Here is a 15,603-nt window from a genome sequence, read left to right on the forward strand (position 1 = left end):
GCGCGCCGCTCAGTGAAAGTCGCGTGATCGCGTGGGAACGCCGCGTTTGCCCGGCGCGTCGAGGCGCTCGAGGGCCTCGGCGAGGACGTGAACCACCTCGCCCTGCTTCTCGACGCGACCACGCACGGCCATGATCTTCGCGTACCGCGCGGCCGCGTAACTCGCCTCGAAGAGGTCCTTGCGCACGATGACGTTCACCACGCCGGTCTCGTCTTCGAGCGTGACGAACGTGACGCCGCTCGCGGTGGCCGGGCGCTGTCGGCCCACGACGAGGCCCGCGACGCGAACGGTCTCGCCGGCGCGACGCTCCTTGATCGAGGCCGCCGTCACCGTGCCCTCTTCCTCGAGCCGCGGGCGCAGGTGCTTCAAGGGGTGGTCGTGCAGAGACAAACCCACCCGCCCGTAGTCGAGCACGAGCTGCTCGGCGGGGCGCATCTTCGGCAGGCCCACGTCCTTCTCTTCTTCGAGCGGCACGTTCGCGAAGAGCCCGTCCGGCAGGCGCGGCGCTCGCGCCCTCCAGAGCGCCTCGCGCCGGCTCGGGACGAGCGCCTCGAGCGCGCCCGCCTCCGCGAGGGCCTCGACCTCGTTCTTCTGCAGCCCCGCGCGCCGCACGAGGTCCGCGACGCCCGTGAAGGGCGCCTCCGCGCGCGCCCGGAGCACGCCCGCGGCCCCGCCCCAGCCGAACCCTTTTACGAGGCGCATCCCGAGCCGGATCACCCCGGGATCTTCGAGGAAATGATCCCACCCGCTCGCCACGACACACACGGGCCGCACGATCACGCCGTGCCGCTGCGCGTCCTGCACGAGCGAGGACGGCGAGTAAAACCCCATCGGCTGCGAGTTCAGGAGCGCGCACGTGAACGCGGCCTGGTGGTGCACCTTCAACCACGCCGAGGCGTAGACGAGCAGGGCAAAACTCGCCGCGTGGGACTCGGGGAAGCCGTACTCGCCGAAGCCGTGGATCTGCTGGTAGAGCTGCTCGGCGAACCGCGCGGAGATCCCCTTCTCGGAGAAGCCTCGAAGCAGCCGCTCGCGGTGGCGCGCGAGCCTGCCGTGTTTTTTCCACGCGGCCATGTCGCGCCGGAGCTGATCGGCCTCGCCGGGCGTGTACCCCGCGCCGACCATCGCGATCTGCATGACCTGCTCCTGGAAGAGCGGCACGCCGAGCGTGCGCGCGAGGATCCCGTCGAGGCAAGGATGCGGCGAGATCGGCGCCTCCTGCCCCGTGCGGCGGCGCAGGTACGGGTGGACCATGCCGCCCTGGATCGGGCCCGGCCGCACGATCGCGACCTCGATGACGAGATCGTAAAACGTCTTCGGCTTGAGGCGCGGCAGCATCGACATCTGCGCGCGGCTCTCGATCTGGAAGACGCCCACCGTGTCGGCGCGCCCGATCGCCTGGTACACGGCCGGATCCTCGGGCGGGACGCGGGCGAGCGCGTCGATCGGATCAAACGGCTCGTTGGGACGAGCGCGCTCGTGGATCATCGCCAGCGTCTTGCGGATCGCGGTCAACATGCCGAGCGCGAGGATGTCGACCTTGAAGAAGCCGAGCTCGTCGAGGTCGTCCTTGTCCCACGGGATCACGGATCGACCGGGCATCCGCGCCGGCTCGATCGGGGCCACGTGGTGCAGCGGCTCGGCCGAGAGCACGAAGCCGCCCACGTGGATCGACAGATGCCGCGGCATGCCTTCGAGCGCGTTCGCCAGGAAAATCACCTGCCGCAGGCGCGTGTCGCTCGGATCGAAGCCGAGCTCGGCGAGCTTCTTCTCGCTCGTATCGGCCTCCTGCCAGACCGCGAGCCCGCTCAGCCGATCGAGCTGATCCGTCGTCAAGCCGAAGACCTTGCCGACCTCGCGCAGCGAGCTCTTGCCGCGGTAGCAGATGACCTCGGAGACCATGGCCGAGCGGTCGCGGCCGTACATCTCGTAGATCGCCTGGATGACCTCCTCGCGCCGCTCGTGTTCGAAGTCGACGTCGATGTCCGGGGGCTCGCGCCGCTCGGGCGAGAGGAAACGCTCGAAGAGCAGGCTCGATCGCGCCGGATCGACGGCCGTGACGCCGAGGACGAAACAAACCGCGCTGTTCGCCGCGCTGCCGCGGCCCTGGCAGAGGATACGTTTTTGCCGGGCGATCGAGACGATCTGGTGGACGCTCAGGAAGTACGGGGCGACGTCGAGCAGCTTGATGAGATCGAGCTCCTTCTCGATCTGCGCCGCGACCCTCTGCGGCGTGCCCTCGGGGTAGCGGTCTTTGCAGCCCGCGTAGGTGAGGCGTCGCAACGCGTCGTCCGGCGTCTCGCCGGGCAAGCAGAGGCCTTCGCTCGGGAAGTGGTAGCGGATCTCGGCGAGGGAGAAGCGGCAGGACTCGGCGATCTCGACGGTGCGGGCGACCCAGGCGGGTTCGTCGCGGAACAGGTTCCGCATCGAGGCGGCGCTGCGCAGGGTGGCCTCGGCGTTCGGGGCGAGCAGGGCGCCGGCCTGATCGAGCGTGGTCTTGTGGCGGATGCAGGTGAGCACGTCGGCGAGGGGCTTGCGACCGCCGTGGTGGAAGAGGGGGCGCGCGGTGGCGACGACGGGCAGATCGAACCGCGCGGAGGCCCTCGTGGCGGCCTCGAGGCGGGCCGCGTCGCCGCGGTCGAGGTGGCGATAGGCGGCGAGGAAGGCGCGCTCGGCGAAGGCGTCGCGGAGCGGCCCGAGGAGGGCGTCGTTCACGAGCGCGGGCGTCGCGAGCGGGACGAGGGCGAAGAGGCCGCGCGGCAGGTTCCCGATCTCCTCGATGGAGATGCCCGCCGTGCCCTTCTCGTGTGTCGCGTGGGCGAGCGTGAGCAGGCGGCAGAGGTTCGAGTAACCCTCGTGATCCTGGCAGAGCAGGACGACGCTCCCGCGCTTCTCGCCGTCCTTCTCGATCGTGAGTTCAGATCCGACGATGTACGGCTGCTCGAGCTTCTTCGCCTCCGCGTGCGCCCGCGCCGAGCCGTAAAGACCGTCGCGGTCCGCAATGGCTATCGAGGACAAACCGAGCTCGTGGGCCCTGCGCACCATCTCCTCGGGCTGCGAGGCGCCTTCGAGGAACGAAAACGCCGAGCGCGCGCAGAGCTCGGCGAAGGCGGGTTTCTCCGCGCTTCTTTCGGGCTCGGGCTCGGGGGCGCCCCCGGAGACGACGGAGAGGGCCGGCCTTCGTCGGTTCATTCGCACCAGCCCTGGAGGTACCCTTCCCCGGTCGTGCGGTCCACGAAGACCCACGCGAGCCCGGCCGCCCGCGTCGACGCCTCGCCCTTCGTGTTCGTCGCGCCGGGCACGAGCCAGGCGACCCCGTAATCCCGCGACGCCGCCGAGCTCGTCCACCACTCGACCCCGTCGAGCCGCATCACGAACCGGAGCGACTCGACGGCGTAGAGGCGATTGTCCACGGCGATCACCGCGCCCTTCGTGATGCGGCCGATGGGCACGGGCGTCGAGAAGAGGCGCGTCGGCAGCGGGACGTCACGGTCCTCGGCGGCTTCGAGCTCCGCGGATCCGGCGGGCGCGCGTTTCTGATCGAGGTCTCGCACGGGGACGAGCCTGGAGCGCGCCTCGGGTTTGTGCGCATGTACCGCTTCGAGCACGCCCACGCGATCCTGACCGATCTCGGCGGAGAGCTCGGCGAGCAGCGCGGGTAACGCGTCGGGGCGCGCGGCCTTGTCGCGCGAGAGATCGATCTGGATGCGCCGCGCCTCGACGATCTGCGAGACCTCCAGGCGGACGCCGACGGCCGGCGCGAAGAGCTCGGCGCGCTCGAGCTTGGCCCGCAGCGCGCGGTGGAGATCGCCCGCGTCGGAGAGCGGCGAGGGCAGCTCGATCGAGAGCGCGAGGACGGGCTCCTTGCCGGGGTGGCGCAGGTTCGTGATGGACTTGTCGAGCGGGATCGTGATGTCGAGCGTGAGGCAAGCCTCGCCGCGGGCGCCGAGGCGGGCGGCGAAACGTGAGGTCATGCCGCGCAGCACGAACAGGATCGGCTCGACGCTCGCGATCGGGTCGTCGAAGCTCGTCTCCTCGACGATCGTGCGCGGGGGCGCGTACGGGACGAGCGGCAGATCGTCGTGACCGGCGGCGAGATCGAGCACCTCGGCGGCGCGCAGGCCGAGCCTGGGCGTGAGCTCGCTGCGCGGCAGCTTCATCAGGGCCTCGACCGTGAAGACGCCGAGCCGCGCGAAGAAGGCCGCCGTGTCCGCATCCATCGGCATCGCCGTGAGCGGCAGCGGCCCGAGGACCCGCGCGCCGGGCCTGGCGACGACCGTCGGATGCGGAGCTTTTCGCACGGAGAGCGCCACCCCGCTGGCGAGCACCGGGCTCGCGGCGAACCGGGCGAGCGCGCGCGCGATCCGCGGGCCATCGGCGATCGCGGCCTGGACCTTGTGCCCGAGCGCGTGGATCCGCTCGCAGAGCTCGTCGAGCAGCGCCTCCTCGCCGCCCACGAGGTGCGCGGCGCCCGTGACGTCGAGGAACACCGTGTCGAAGGGCGCATCACCCGCCGGCCCGCGGCGTTTGTCTTCATCAGGGTGCTCGGGCGCGAGGCGGATGGATGCCGTCGTCCCCAGGCCCAAACAAACCTCCGCCACGCGACCGAGCGCGGCGTCGACCTCGGTGAACGAGACGTTCTGGATCGACAGCTCGGCGAGCGTCGCTTGCGCCTCGGCCACGCGTTGGCCGGGGCGGATCCCGTATCGCCAGGCGGCCTCGTCGACGAGGTCGAGCGTGGCCGTGGCCCGGTCCTGCGCCTCCCCTGCCCCTGCCCCCCCGGGTTTGCCCGACGAAAACAATACGGCGAGCGGGCGGCCTTCGTGATCCTCGTGGGCACGTTGCCGCACGAGCTCGCAGCCGAGCTGCGGCAAGACCACCGCCACGATTCGCCGACCCATCACCGGATCCTCATGCGCCTTTCATGCGCTCTTTCCAAGCTCGATCGACTGCGCCGCCGTCACGCGACCGCGCCGGTCCTTGGCGACCCGCAGGCCGAGCCTGTCCTCGCCTTGTCGCTCGAGCTCGATGCGCATCGCGGCCGGCAGCGGCATGGCGCGGGAGGCGCTCGCGTCCGTGAGCAACAGGACCGTCGTATCGCTGCCCTCGACGGCGAGGGCGAGGCGACGCACGATCGTCACCCACCGGTCGAGCCGCGCCTCGCCGCGACAACCCGGCACGCCGGCCGTGTCGATGACGACGACGGAGAAGGCGTGGCTGGCGGCGACACGAACGGCGACGCGGGCGAGGTCTTCGAGGTTCGGCCGGACGACGAGCAGCCGATCGAGATCGACGCCGGCGCGAGCGACGGCGGGCGCGAAGATGGATTGCGTCGGATCCAGCCACGCGCACCAGGCGCCGCGCGTGTCACTCTCGCCGCGCAGGCGCGCCTCGGCCTGGGCGGAGGCGCAGAGCGACAAGGCGAGCGTCGTCGAGCGAGCGAGCCCTTGTGGCGCCGCGAGCTCGACCACCGCGCCGCGGGGCAAGCCTCCCTCGGGCAAGGACGCGTCGACGGTGCAGAGGCCGAGCGGCAGGGCCTTGGCGCGGCCGGAGAGGCCTTCGATCGCAGGCCTGACGAGCGCGCTCTGGAAGAGCTCCTTGTGGCGAGCGTCGGCGTCCGGGGCGAGGACGGTGGCGGCGGCGCGGTGCATACTGAACACCTTACCAGGTACCTGAACACCGGCCAAGGAAGATGACACGGACGGGGCCGCCGAGACGGACATAAGCTGTCCGAGATCAGGTGGATTTGTCCGGCGAAGACCGAAAGGGGCGGGGGGGAGGAGGGGGGCGGGGGCTTCCCGACGGGTCGGGGGGGACTACTGAACAGACCTTCGGCGCGGTGAGGAAGCTCTGCCCGGGGCGTTCTCCGTGCTTGTGTCCGCCCCTCCGCTCATGGTGTCATCCCGCACATGAGTGGCCCTCAATTCGATCCCATCAAAGGCAAGCAAGCCTTCGACGCGCTCCAGCATCGGTACAAGTCGATGCCCGTCGACTCGCTCGCCGTCGTCAATGCCGACGCGGGCCTCGCCGCCGTCGCGGCGCTCGGGCTCTCGGCGCGCGCGAGCGAGCCTGCGCTCCTCGCGCGGTTTCAGAGCCTGCCGCCGAGCGAGTTCGACGCGAACCTCGTCGAGGTGCTCTCCGTCGCCGCCTGGGCGTGCTGGTATGCCGCGATGGAGGTTCAAAAAGACCGCGCCCTCTCCTCCGAGGCCAAGCTCCCGGTCGAGCTCGTGCAAAGAGCCCTCGGCATCGAGGCGCGCATGCAGGCTTGCGCCGAGTACCACTTGAAGGATCAACCCGACGTCGGCCCTTATCTCGCCATGTTGCGCTCGGGCACGGGCCACCGCGACCTCGCCGCCGATCTGCTCGGGTATGCCAGCGTGTATCGTGACCATTACGACGCCCTGAAGGACGACAAGAAACACTTCCGCGCGACCGACGCCGACGACGCCGTCAAGACCGCGGAGGAGATCCTGGCCCACCTCGGCGCCCGCATCGGCCCGGAGGCGTCCGTGACCGCCGATCAGCTCGTGCGCGCCTGGACGTTTTTGCTCGACACCTACGAGGAGGTCGCCACGACGGGCCGCTGGCTGCTGCGCCACGAGCCCGCCCCGGAGAAGGCCTTCCCCTCCCTGTTCAGCGTCATCCGCACCCGCACAGGCGGCCGGAGCAAGAAGAAGAGCGACGAAGCCCCGGTCGAAGCCGCCGGAGGCTGAGAAACCCCCCCGCGAAGGCTGTCGACGGGCGCCGGAGGGCTGAGAAACCCCCCCGGGGCGGCTCTCGACAGCCTCCCGGGGCTAAAAAACCCCCCCAGGGCGGCTCTCGACAGCCTCCCGGGGCTGAAAAACCCCCCGCGCTCAGCGCCGCGCCTCGCGCCCGGTCCCGCCCGAGGAGACGATCACGCGCACCGGAGAGCCGGGCAGACCCTGCAGCCCCATCCGCACCGGCTTCTTGGACACGAGCTCGAAGCTGTAGCGCCGCAGCAGCGTGCCCAGGACCAGCTTCATCTCGTACAACGCAAAGGCGGCCCCGATGCAGCGCCGATTCCCGCCGCCGAACGGCAGGAATTCGAAGGGGGAATAGGTTCGCTCCAGGAATCGCTCGGGACGAAACACCGAAGGCTCCGGAAATACCGCGGGATCGTGGTGGGCCCAGATGATTTGCGCGAACACGCCTGCTCCGGCCGGCAAATCGTAGCCCGCGATGCGCATGGGTGTATTCAGCTTGCGCCCCACCCCCGGGCTGGGCGGGCGCAGGCGCAGCGTCTCGTTGCACACCGCTTCCAGATACGGCGCCTTGGCCAGCGCCTCGGGCTCCGGATCCGCGCCCAGCGCCGTCAGCTCGTCCTGCAGCCGGCGCAACACGTCCGGCGCGTGTCCGAGAAAATAGAGCACCCAGGTGAGCGCGGCCGCGGTCGTGGTATGCCCCGCGAAGAGCAGGGTGTGCAGTTGCTCGAAGATCTGCTGGTCGTCGAGCGCCGTCCCGTCTTCCTGACGGGCTTCCAGGAGCAGGCTCAGGATATCGGTGCGCTCGGCGGAGTCGGCGCGGCGGCGGGCGAGCTCCGGATCGAGGAAGCCGCGCAGGTCCTGGATCACGCGCTGCCTGCGCGCCCACGGGCCAAAGCCCCCGAACTCCCGGCGCAGCCAGGGAACCAAGAGGGTGACGTTCAGGCCGAAGGAGAAGCTCTTGCGTAGCGCCTCGAGCAGCTCCTCGAGGCGCGCCGCTTCCGCCGGTGCAGTGACGCCGAATACGACGTGGATGATCGTTTGCAGCGATATCTTGTGCATGAGGTCCTGCGCCACGAGCTCGCGGCCCGGCTCGAGGTCCCGGGCGTGCTGCAGGGCCAGGTCGCAGATCTGCTTCCCGTAAAGGCGCATGCGTTGCCCGTGAAATGGCGGCATGAGCAGCTTGCGCATGGCCGTGTGTCGCGCGCCCGAGAGCACGAACAGCGACGACTCTCCCACCGCCGCGGCGAAGCTCTCGGCCAGCATCTGGTCGAGGGCCTCCGGCGGCACCGCGAACACGGAGCGCAGCCCCTCCACGCTGCCGGTGGCCAGCACCGGTTTGCCGTTCATCTTCGGGGCCGACATCGGATCGCCATAGCGCTCCCGTAAGCGCAGCGTGTAGCCGATCGGATCCATGATCCCCTGCACGTTCATCAGGACGTTGCTGGTGGGGCCTTTGGGCAAAGTGGTCATTGAGGTGTGCCCTTTCAATCCGTGTGGAGGGGGAGGGGGAGGGTTGGGGTGGGTGAGGCCTGTGCTTGTGGAGCGGCGGAGGGACGGGGGTGCTTCAGCGGCGCGCGCGCCCTCCCACGACTTCCGCTTCCGCCTCCGCCTCCGCCTCGGATTCCGCCTCCGCCTCCGCCTCCGCCGCCGCAGCCGCGATCCGCTGCCGCTTCCGCTTCCGCGGCGCGCCCGCGCGCGCCGCCGCGCGCACCACACGCGCGAGGCGATCCCGCAGGTCGCGGTGTTTCCGCGTCCGCCGTCGCACGACGTAAGGGAAAATGAGGCGCGGAATGAGGAAGCCAATCACCAGACAAGCGAGCCCGGCCAGCGTGGCGGGCAGGCCGCTCTTCGTGGCCAGCGCAATGCTCATGGCGACGGGCACGCCGCCGCCGAGCCCGAAGCCGAACCCGATCCCGAAATACAGGCCCGCGGCGAGGTTCGAATGCCGCTCGTCGACCCGGACGAGCGTCTTGCCATTCCGTGATCGCACCGTGACCGAGAGCTGCCGCGGCTGTGCTTGTGGCAGGACCGTGGGCGTCCACGTCACGGTTTTCCCCACGATCTGCACCTGCCCCGCCTCGCCCATCACCGTCTGGATGGCCTCGACGAGATCCTCATGGGAATCGGCCCCGATCTCGCCGTCGATCTCCTCTTCGAGCAGCGTCCGGAGGGGCGCGCCGAGCAGCTCGTTCGACGCCTCCGTCTTCTCCTCGAGCGGCGCGCGCTCGTTCACCGCGCCCCGAATGGCCGTGCCGGGGATCCCGAGCTCGGCCGCATGCCGCGCGAGCTCGTCCTCCGTCATCGAGGACGCGAGCGCCTCCGTCTCGGCGTCCCGCTCGGCGAGATCGAGGGCCCGGCGGAGGATCTTGCGCACTTCAGCCGAGGAGAGGCGGCGTTCGCGGAAGGGAGCGGTCATGGGGGCGGGAGGATACACGTTCCGCGCGGATCCATCGAGCGTGACCAGAGCGTCACGAGGAGAACACGCTTGCTGTCGCGAAGGCCCCTCTCCCGCGGGCGGGAGAGGGGTTGGGGGTGAGGGGATCAGTGGCTCAGTTGCACCACAACCCCGGCACGAGCACGCCGTTGAATCGTACCCGCTTCACGCCTTCGCGGTTCTCACACATGCTCTTAACCCATTGCATGCATGCGCGCGCGGACGGGGTCGTCATGGCTGGCGAGACCCAACCATTGCAACAGCTGCCGCGACATTGTCCCGCCTGCGCCACGAGCGCCGAAGCCTTTTCACCAGTCACCTCCTCCTGCGTCGAGAGCTCCGCCGCACGCCCCGACACATCCCCAGCGACCGCATGTTCCTCCGCCTCCTCCGGCGCCGCGGCACACGCCGCGGAGATACAGAGGACCGACCCCCCCATTCCCACCAAAACCTCACGAATGAACGTGCTGTGCTTCATGCGTGCCTCACTACGGCCAGGCGTTTCAACGGATCTCGGTCGCCTCGCCCCCTCACGGCAGAAGACGGCGGCGACGACCGAGCATGGATCTCCGTCACGCGGGCGCGAGAGGGGTTGGGGTGAGGGATCTACTGGCAAATCCATGCCGCGAAGATCTCGCCGTTCCACCTCGCGCGTAGCGGCCCCCCGCGATTCTGGCACACACTATGGGCATACTGACGGCACACGGGCCTGGAGGTGGTCGTCACGAGTGGCGAGACCCAGTTATTGCAACAACGCACCCGACATTTTCCCGATGCCGCCACCAGCTCCGACGCCCCCTCCTCGGTCACCTCCTCCTGCGTCGAAAGCTCGCCAACGGCCTCGCCCAATCCATACTCCTCGGCCTCCTCCGCCACCGCGACCCCCGCCGTGGACACCCCGAAGGCCGCGAAACCGATCCCCACCAGAACCTTACGAACGAAAGTGCTGTGCTTCATGCCCGGACGGACTGCAATGCCCGTACCGTCGCTTGGTGTATCGGAACCGCACGCAGGAGCAAGGCCGGCGCCCCCCCTGACTCTCCTCATGAGCGGGGCGGTGTTACCGTGAACCCCAGGTCTTTGCTTCCCAGGAACTTGATCGTGCCGCCCATCTCGTGGGCGACCAGGCCGAGGTCGAGCGGGACATTCGCCAGCGCCAACACGAGCGCTTGCACGGAGTCGGCGCCCCACACGGACCGACTCGCCTTGTGGTCGCCAGGGCCGTGGATCTCGAAGTCGACCGACCAGTTCCCATTCTCCTCGGGTTTGGGCGCATGGATCCGGACGACGACCTTGCGTGATCCCCGCTTACCCTGCTGGATGAACCGAAGCTCTCGCTCCGCGATGACCGTCATCGCAACGCTTCCCTCTCGCATTCGAGATAGCAACGAGATCGCTCGTTATTGGCGCGGCGCCAGCATCGCTCGCGATTTTTCTTCGGCTTCTCTGGTAGCTTGCGACATTGACGGTTGTCATGATCCCACACGAGATCACACGCCCGCCTGCAATAAGCCCACTCGCTGTCATCCGAAGCAACGACCGGAGCCGTGCCATCTTGCGGAGCCTGGTACGCCGTGGCCCGTCCCGCTGATGAAAATATGGTCAACGAGACCAGCAACGAGAGGACTGCCATCACATTGCACGCCGCCCTTTGCATTCGCATGCCCCACCTCCTTCGCTCGCATTCCCTCGCCACTCTATCCGGCGGCTGCCGACGCGCAAAGTTTCCTGTGTCCACAAACTTGCCCCCCCGCCCGCCCCTGCGTTACGAGCCGCCTCCCCGGGAAAAAACCACCGAGGAGAGGATCGATGAAGACGAAAGGCAAGAAGGCCGCGAAGAAGGGCGAGATCGGCAAGAAGGGCGCGAAGGCCGCAGCATCGGCCGCCGTCGCCGTCGCCGTCGCCGAGACGCTCCCGCCGCCGCCCGTCGCGCTCGCGCCCGCGCCCGCGCCCACGCCGGAAGCGCCCGCCACGATCGACGAGGATTCCAGGGCGCCCGCCGCCTCCGAGCGCAGGCCCATCTCGATGGAAGAGCGCCGCCGGTTGATCGCGCTCGCCGCCTATCGACGCGCCGAGACGATCGGGTTCGGCAAGACCAATCCGCTGGAAGACTGGCTCGTCGCCGAGCGCGAGATCGACGCCATGCTCGCCGGCGAAATCGCGACCTGACATGAACGCGGAGGCCACGCCTCCCCCGGCGTCACCCGACGCAGCCGAGCCGGGCCGGCTGCGCGAGGTGGCGCTTCTGTTTTTGCGCCTCGGCTTCACCGCGTTCGGCGGGCCCGCCGCCCACGTCGCGCTCATGGAGGCCGAGGTCGTCACGCGCAGGAAATGGGTCACGCGTGAGGAGTTCCTCGACCTCTTCGCCGCGACGAACCTCATCCCGGGCCCGAACTCCACCGAAATGGCGATCCACCTCGGGTATCGCCGCGCCGGGACGCCGGGGCTCGCCGTCGCCGGGGTCTGCTTCATCCTGCCCGCCGCGCTGGTCACCGCCGCCTTCGCGATCGCCTACATGCGCCTGCGCGCCGTGCCCGCGATGGAAGGGCTGCTTTATGGCCTGAAGCCCGCGATGCTCGCGATCGTGCTCGCGGCCATGGCGCGGCTCGTCCTACCTCGAAAAAAGGATTGGTTTTTCCTGGCGCTCGGGACCGCCGCCGCCGCGGCCAGCGTGCTCGGGGTGAACGAGGTCGCCGTGATCTTCGCAGGCGCAGGGATCGGCGCGCTCCGGATTCGAAAGCCGCCGGGGAAACCAACCGCCGACGAAAAGAAAGGTGCGTCCCCCGCCCTCTTCCCGGTTCCCCTCCTCGCCTCGGCCGCGATGACCACGGGCGGATCGAAGCTGATCCCGCTCGGGCTGTTTTTCCTCAAGGTGGGCAGCATCCTCTACGGCAGCGGATACGTGCTCATCGCATTGCTCCGCGCCGGGCTCGTGAGCGAGCGGGGGTGGCTCACCGAGGCGGAGCTGCTCGACGCGGTCGCCATTGGACAGTTCACGCCGGGCCCCGTGCTCTCCACCGCGACGTTTATCGGTTACCTCATCGAAGGGCCCGCCGGCGCGGCCGTGGCCACGCTCGCCATCTTCCTGCCGAGTTTCCTCCTCGTCCGCGTCACCGCGCCCATCCTGCCGAAAATGCGCGCCGCCCCGCGCCTCGCGGGCCTGCTCGACGGCGCCGCCGCCGCCTCGCTCGGCCTGCTCGCCGCCGCCACGATCGCGCTCGGGCGCGGCGCCCTCGTCGACCTGCCCGCCTGGCTGATCCTCGCCGCCGCCTTGCCCATCGCGATGCAGCCGAAGATCAATGCCACGTGGATCGTCGTCGGCAGCGCCCTCGTCGGGCTCGCCGTTCGCGCGGCATTCGGGCATTCCCCCTGAAGCCCGGACATCTGTTCGCCCGCCCCCCGGGCAATACGAGAGAAACCGGCTGACGGTCTCGACGCGCTGCGCTACCGTCCGGCCGCCATGATCGTCATGAAGTTCGGCGGCAGCTCCGTCGCCAACAAGAAGCAGATCGAGAAGGTGCTCGCCATCGTCCGCGGGCGCGCAGCCAAGGCGCCGCTCGTCGTGAGCTCGGCCCATAAAGGCATGACCGACGCGCTGCTCGCAGGCGCGCGCGAGGCCACCCGCGGCGTCTACGCCCCCGAGCGCGTGATCGAGCGCCAGGCCGCGATCGCCCGCGAGCTCGGCTGCGACGACGCCCTGCTCGCGCCCTTCTTCGACGAGATCGCCGCCCTCTACAAGGGCCTCTCGCTCGTGCGCGAGCTCAGCCCGCGCAGCCTCGACTACGCCGCGAGCTTCGGCGAACGTCTGGCCGTGCGGGTCATCGCCGATTATTTCACGCGTGAAGGATTGCCCGCACAGGCCTTCGACGTCTGGGATCTCGGCTTCGTCACCGACGCGACGTTCGGCGCGGCCCGCCCCCTGCCCGGCTACGAGGAGCGGATGAAACGCGCCGTGAAGGAGCGCGTGCCGGAGGGCGTGATCCCCATCGTCACGGGCTTCGTGGGCCGCACCGAGGCCGGCGAGATCACGACCGTAGGCCGCAACGGGAGTGATCTGACGGCGACGCTCGTCGGCGCCGCGCTCGAGGCCGAGGAGGTCGAGATCTGGTCCGACACCGACGGCGTGATGACCGCGGATCCGGGCGTCGTCCCGCAGGCCCGCTCGATCCCCGAGATGCGCTTCGACGAGGCCGCCGAGCTCGCCTACTTCGGCAGCCGCGTCCTGCACCCCTCGACGCTCGTGCCGGCGATCGAAAAAAAGATCCCCGTCCGCGTGCTCAACACGAACCGCCCCGAGCACCCCGGCACGGTCATCCGCGAGGCCACGTCCCCGGGCGAGCTGCCCGCGACGAGCATCGCTTACCGCGGCGGTCAGCTCGCCGTGACGCTCTGCTCGACGCGTATGCTCGGCGCGGCCGGCTTCCTCGGCGAGGCGTTCCAGGCGCTCGGGCGGCACGAGGTGGTGGTCGACATGATCGCGACCTCGGAGGTCAACGTGTCGTTCACGACGGACTGCAAAGCGCCGCTCGATCGCGCGCTGCCCGAGCTCGAGAAGCTCGGCGACGTGCGGGTCGAGGCCGGAAAGACGCTGATGGTGGTCGTGGGCCGGCGGCTCGCGGAGCAGCCGGGGCTCGGCGCGGCGATCCTGCAAGCCGTCGCGGACGCAGGCGTGAACGTGGAGATGGTGAGCTACGGGATGAAGAGCATCAGCCTGACCATGCTCGTCGCGGACAAAGACGTGGGCGCCGCGGCCGCCGTGCTGCACGAGCGGCTCTTCGAGCGCGCTTGACGCCGGCCTGCGTGTGGCCGAAGCCAGGGCGATGAAGAAGATCGCCCTGTTCTGGCCCGGCGACGCGCGGGCCAAGCCAAACGAGGTCGCCGTCCCCAGCATCACGGCGGCGACGGTGCAGCTGGAACGAGCGCTCCAGAAGCTCGGCCACGCGCCCTATCGGATCGAGGGTTTCCTGTCGAAGCCCCACGAATCCATCGAGAAGCTCGGGCCTGTCGACGACCCGATGATCGGCGTGTGTGTACACTGGTTTTACGGGCCACACACGACGGACGGCGTGGTCGGCAAGGAGAACCCCTTGCTGCTCGCGTCGAATTTCTCGGGCCGCTGGCCCGGGCTCGTGGGCCTCTTGAACACGGGCGCCTGCCTGGAGAGCCTGGATCGGCCGTTCTCGCGGATCTGGACGGACGCGGAGGACTGGACGGCCGACCGCGCGTTCATGGAGCGGCTCGACACGTGGTGCCAGACGGGCCGGCTCGCCTGGCCCGAGGACGCGATCCACGAGCCCGGCGAGGTCGCCCCGGCGGCGCAGGTGATCGCGCGGAAGGTGGCGGAGGAGATCCGGCGGCGGCGCGTGCTCCTCATGATGCTCGGCGACACCTCGATGGGCATGATCAACGGGTATTTCGGCCCGCGCCTGCTGAACAAGCACGGCTTCACCGAGCACAAGATCGATCAGGCCTGGATCATCGATCGGGGCCGCGGCATCAGCGAGAAGCGAATCGACGACGCGTTACGGTTCGTGAAGGATCGGGGCCTCACCTTCCACTGGGGCGAGAATGGCGCGGCCGATTTCGACGAGCGGGCGACGCGCGAGCAGCTCCGCGATTATCTCGTGGTGCTCGATCTGGTGAACGAATACAAGGCCGACTGCCTCGGCTGGCAATACCAGCTCGGCCTGATCCCGCTGCGCCCGCCCTCGGACCTCGCCGAGGGCCTCTTCAACTCGGCGTGTCGCCCCGAATCGAACGGCACGACGATCGCCTGCGCGACCGAGGCGGACCAGGGCAACGCGATCCCGATGGAGCTCATGAAGCGGCTGCTCCGCGAGAAAGGCCTGCACGAGGCCGTGATGTTCCACGACGTGCGCTGGGGCGCCGAGCACGACGGTCGATTCTTGTGGGTATTGCTCAATTCGGGCTCGTGCGGCGCGTACGCGTTCAACCACGACAAGGACACGCTGCGCGGCGCGCATAGCTACAGGCAGCCGTCGATGTACTTCCCGACGCCGGGCGGCACGCTCGCCGGCGAGAGCTTGCCCGGAGCGATGACCTGGGCGCGCACGTACATCAAAGAAGGCGCGCTCTGGATGGATATCGGCAAAGGTGAAGTCGTGAAGCTGCCGCCCGAGGTGCGCGACGCGTGGTGGGAAGGCACGACGCGCGAATGGCCGTTCATGGCCGCGGACATGGGGATCGGGAGGGACACGCTGATGGCGCATTACCTCTCGAACCACGTGGCCGTGGCTTATGGCGACGTATTCGACGAGATGGTCGCGCTGTCGCGCGAGCTCGGCTTCAAGGTCCGCGTCCTCGCCGATCGGGCGGGCTGATTCGAAGCATCGGGCGAACGGGGCGAAGCGGTGGTCCACGTTGCGAACGTGCCATCGTTTGATAGCCTTGGTTTGACGGGAGCCCCCTTCTCCGCAGCCCGAG

General features: G+C 69.4%; 12 protein-coding genes. 5 read left to right on the plus strand and 7 right to left on the minus strand.

Annotation, left to right across the window (positions count from 1 at the left end; all coding sequences use genetic code 11):
• Nucleotides 1-9 precede the first annotated feature (9 nt).
• From GF068_RS04455 to GF068_RS04465, 3 genes are read right to left on the minus strand one after another with little or no spacing between them, the layout of a single operon-like run.
• Nucleotides 10-3,192 carry an error-prone DNA polymerase gene (locus GF068_RS04455; protein ID WP_153817999.1) on the minus strand — a complete coding sequence of 1,061 codons (3,183 nt, stop codon included), beginning with the start codon at nucleotides 3,190-3,192 and terminating at the stop codon, nucleotides 10-12.
• The gene (locus tag GF068_RS04460) at nucleotides 3,189-4,901 is read right to left on the minus strand and encodes a DNA polymerase Y family protein (protein WP_153818000.1); all 1,713 of its coding nucleotides are present in this window, start codon (nucleotides 4,899-4,901) and stop codon (nucleotides 3,189-3,191) included. The genes GF068_RS04455 and GF068_RS04460 overlap by 4 nt, the downstream gene beginning before the upstream one ends.
• 21 nt (nucleotides 4,902-4,922) lie before the next feature.
• Nucleotides 4,923-5,651, minus strand: coding sequence for an ImuA family protein (locus tag GF068_RS04465; RefSeq protein WP_153818001.1), 729 nt, complete (start codon nucleotides 5,649-5,651; stop codon nucleotides 4,923-4,925).
• A 258-nt stretch (nucleotides 5,652-5,909) separates the two neighbouring features.
• Here GF068_RS04465 and GF068_RS04470 point away from each other — a divergent pair, with 258 nt between their 5' ends.
• Nucleotides 5,910-6,713, plus strand: coding sequence for a hypothetical protein (locus GF068_RS04470; RefSeq protein ID WP_153818002.1), 804 nt, complete (start codon nucleotides 5,910-5,912; stop codon nucleotides 6,711-6,713).
• Nucleotides 6,714-6,854: 141 nt separating this feature from the next.
• On the opposite strand, the gene GF068_RS04475 is transcribed toward GF068_RS04470, so the two are convergent.
• The 4 genes from GF068_RS04475 to GF068_RS04490 form a co-directional block, all read right to left on the minus strand.
• Complete coding sequence (locus tag GF068_RS04475; protein ID WP_153818003.1) at nucleotides 6,855-8,195, minus strand: cytochrome P450; 1,341 nt, start codon at nucleotides 8,193-8,195, stop codon at nucleotides 6,855-6,857.
• 94 nt (nucleotides 8,196-8,289) lie between these two features.
• A complete protein-coding gene (locus GF068_RS04480) occupies nucleotides 8,290-9,141 on the minus strand; it encodes a hypothetical protein (RefSeq protein ID WP_153818004.1) in 852 nt (283 codons plus the stop codon).
• A gap of 133 nt (nucleotides 9,142-9,274) precedes the next feature.
• A complete protein-coding gene (locus GF068_RS04485) occupies nucleotides 9,275-9,637 on the minus strand; it encodes a hypothetical protein (RefSeq protein WP_153818005.1) in 363 nt (120 codons plus the stop codon).
• A gap of 565 nt (nucleotides 9,638-10,202) precedes the next feature.
• Nucleotides 10,203-10,514 (minus strand): DUF6968 family protein, encoded by a 312-nt coding sequence (locus GF068_RS04490; RefSeq protein WP_153818006.1) that lies wholly within the window; start codon nucleotides 10,512-10,514, stop codon nucleotides 10,203-10,205.
• A 454-nt stretch (nucleotides 10,515-10,968) separates the two neighbouring features.
• Here GF068_RS04490 and GF068_RS43340 point away from each other — a divergent pair, with 454 nt between their 5' ends.
• From GF068_RS43340 to GF068_RS04510, 4 genes are all read left to right on the plus strand, one after another.
• Complete coding sequence (locus GF068_RS43340; RefSeq protein WP_170319299.1) at nucleotides 10,969-11,328, plus strand: DUF2934 domain-containing protein; 360 nt, start codon at nucleotides 10,969-10,971, stop codon at nucleotides 11,326-11,328.
• 1 nt (nucleotide 11,329) lies between these two features.
• Entirely contained in the window at nucleotides 11,330-12,532 is a 1,203-nt protein-coding gene (chrA, locus tag GF068_RS04500; RefSeq protein WP_153818008.1) for a chromate efflux transporter, read from the plus strand.
• A gap of 87 nt (nucleotides 12,533-12,619) precedes the next feature.
• Nucleotides 12,620-13,948, plus strand: a complete 1,329-nt coding sequence (locus GF068_RS04505) for an aspartate kinase (protein WP_153818009.1) — start codon at nucleotides 12,620-12,622, stop codon at nucleotides 13,946-13,948.
• A 31-nt stretch (nucleotides 13,949-13,979) separates the two neighbouring features.
• Entirely contained in the window at nucleotides 13,980-15,500 is a 1,521-nt protein-coding gene (locus GF068_RS04510) for a fucose isomerase (protein ID WP_153818010.1), read from the plus strand.
• Nucleotides 15,501-15,603 lie beyond the last annotated feature (103 nt).

This window comes from Polyangium spumosum, from assembly GCF_009649845.1.
GTDB classification, from domain to species: domain Bacteria; phylum Myxococcota_A; class Polyangia; order Polyangiales; family Polyangiaceae; genus Polyangium; species Polyangium spumosum.

Excerpts from the sequence above, each read along its gene's own strand:
- chrA (WP_153818008.1), top strand. The coding sequence starts at position 11,330 with ATGAACGCGGAGGCCACGCCTCCCCCGGCGTCACCCGACGCAGCCGAG.
- GF068_RS04490 (WP_153818006.1), bottom strand. The coding sequence starts at position 10,514 with ATGACGGTCATCGCGGAGCGAGAGCTTCGGTTCATCCAGCAGGGTAAG.
- GF068_RS04460 (WP_153818000.1), bottom strand. The coding sequence starts at position 4,901 with ATGGGTCGGCGAATCGTGGCGGTGGTCTTGCCGCAGCTCGGCTGCGAG.
- GF068_RS04470 (WP_153818002.1), top strand. The coding sequence starts at position 5,910 with ATGAGTGGCCCTCAATTCGATCCCATCAAAGGCAAGCAAGCCTTCGAC.
- GF068_RS04480 (WP_153818004.1), bottom strand. The coding sequence starts at position 9,141 with ATGACCGCTCCCTTCCGCGAACGCCGCCTCTCCTCGGCTGAAGTGCGC.
- GF068_RS04485 (WP_153818005.1), bottom strand. The coding sequence starts at position 9,637 with ATGAAGCACAGCACGTTCATTCGTGAGGTTTTGGTGGGAATGGGGGGG.
- GF068_RS04510 (WP_153818010.1), top strand. The coding sequence starts at position 13,980 with ATGAAGAAGATCGCCCTGTTCTGGCCCGGCGACGCGCGGGCCAAGCCA.
- GF068_RS04455 (WP_153817999.1), bottom strand. The coding sequence starts at position 3,192 with ATGAACCGACGAAGGCCGGCCCTCTCCGTCGTCTCCGGGGGCGCCCCC.
- GF068_RS04505 (WP_153818009.1), top strand. The coding sequence starts at position 12,620 with ATGATCGTCATGAAGTTCGGCGGCAGCTCCGTCGCCAACAAGAAGCAG.
- GF068_RS04465 (WP_153818001.1), bottom strand. The coding sequence starts at position 5,651 with ATGCACCGCGCCGCCGCCACCGTCCTCGCCCCGGACGCCGACGCTCGC.
- GF068_RS04475 (WP_153818003.1), bottom strand. The coding sequence starts at position 8,195 with ATGACCACTTTGCCCAAAGGCCCCACCAGCAACGTCCTGATGAACGTG.
- GF068_RS43340 (WP_170319299.1), top strand. The coding sequence starts at position 10,969 with ATGAAGACGAAAGGCAAGAAGGCCGCGAAGAAGGGCGAGATCGGCAAG.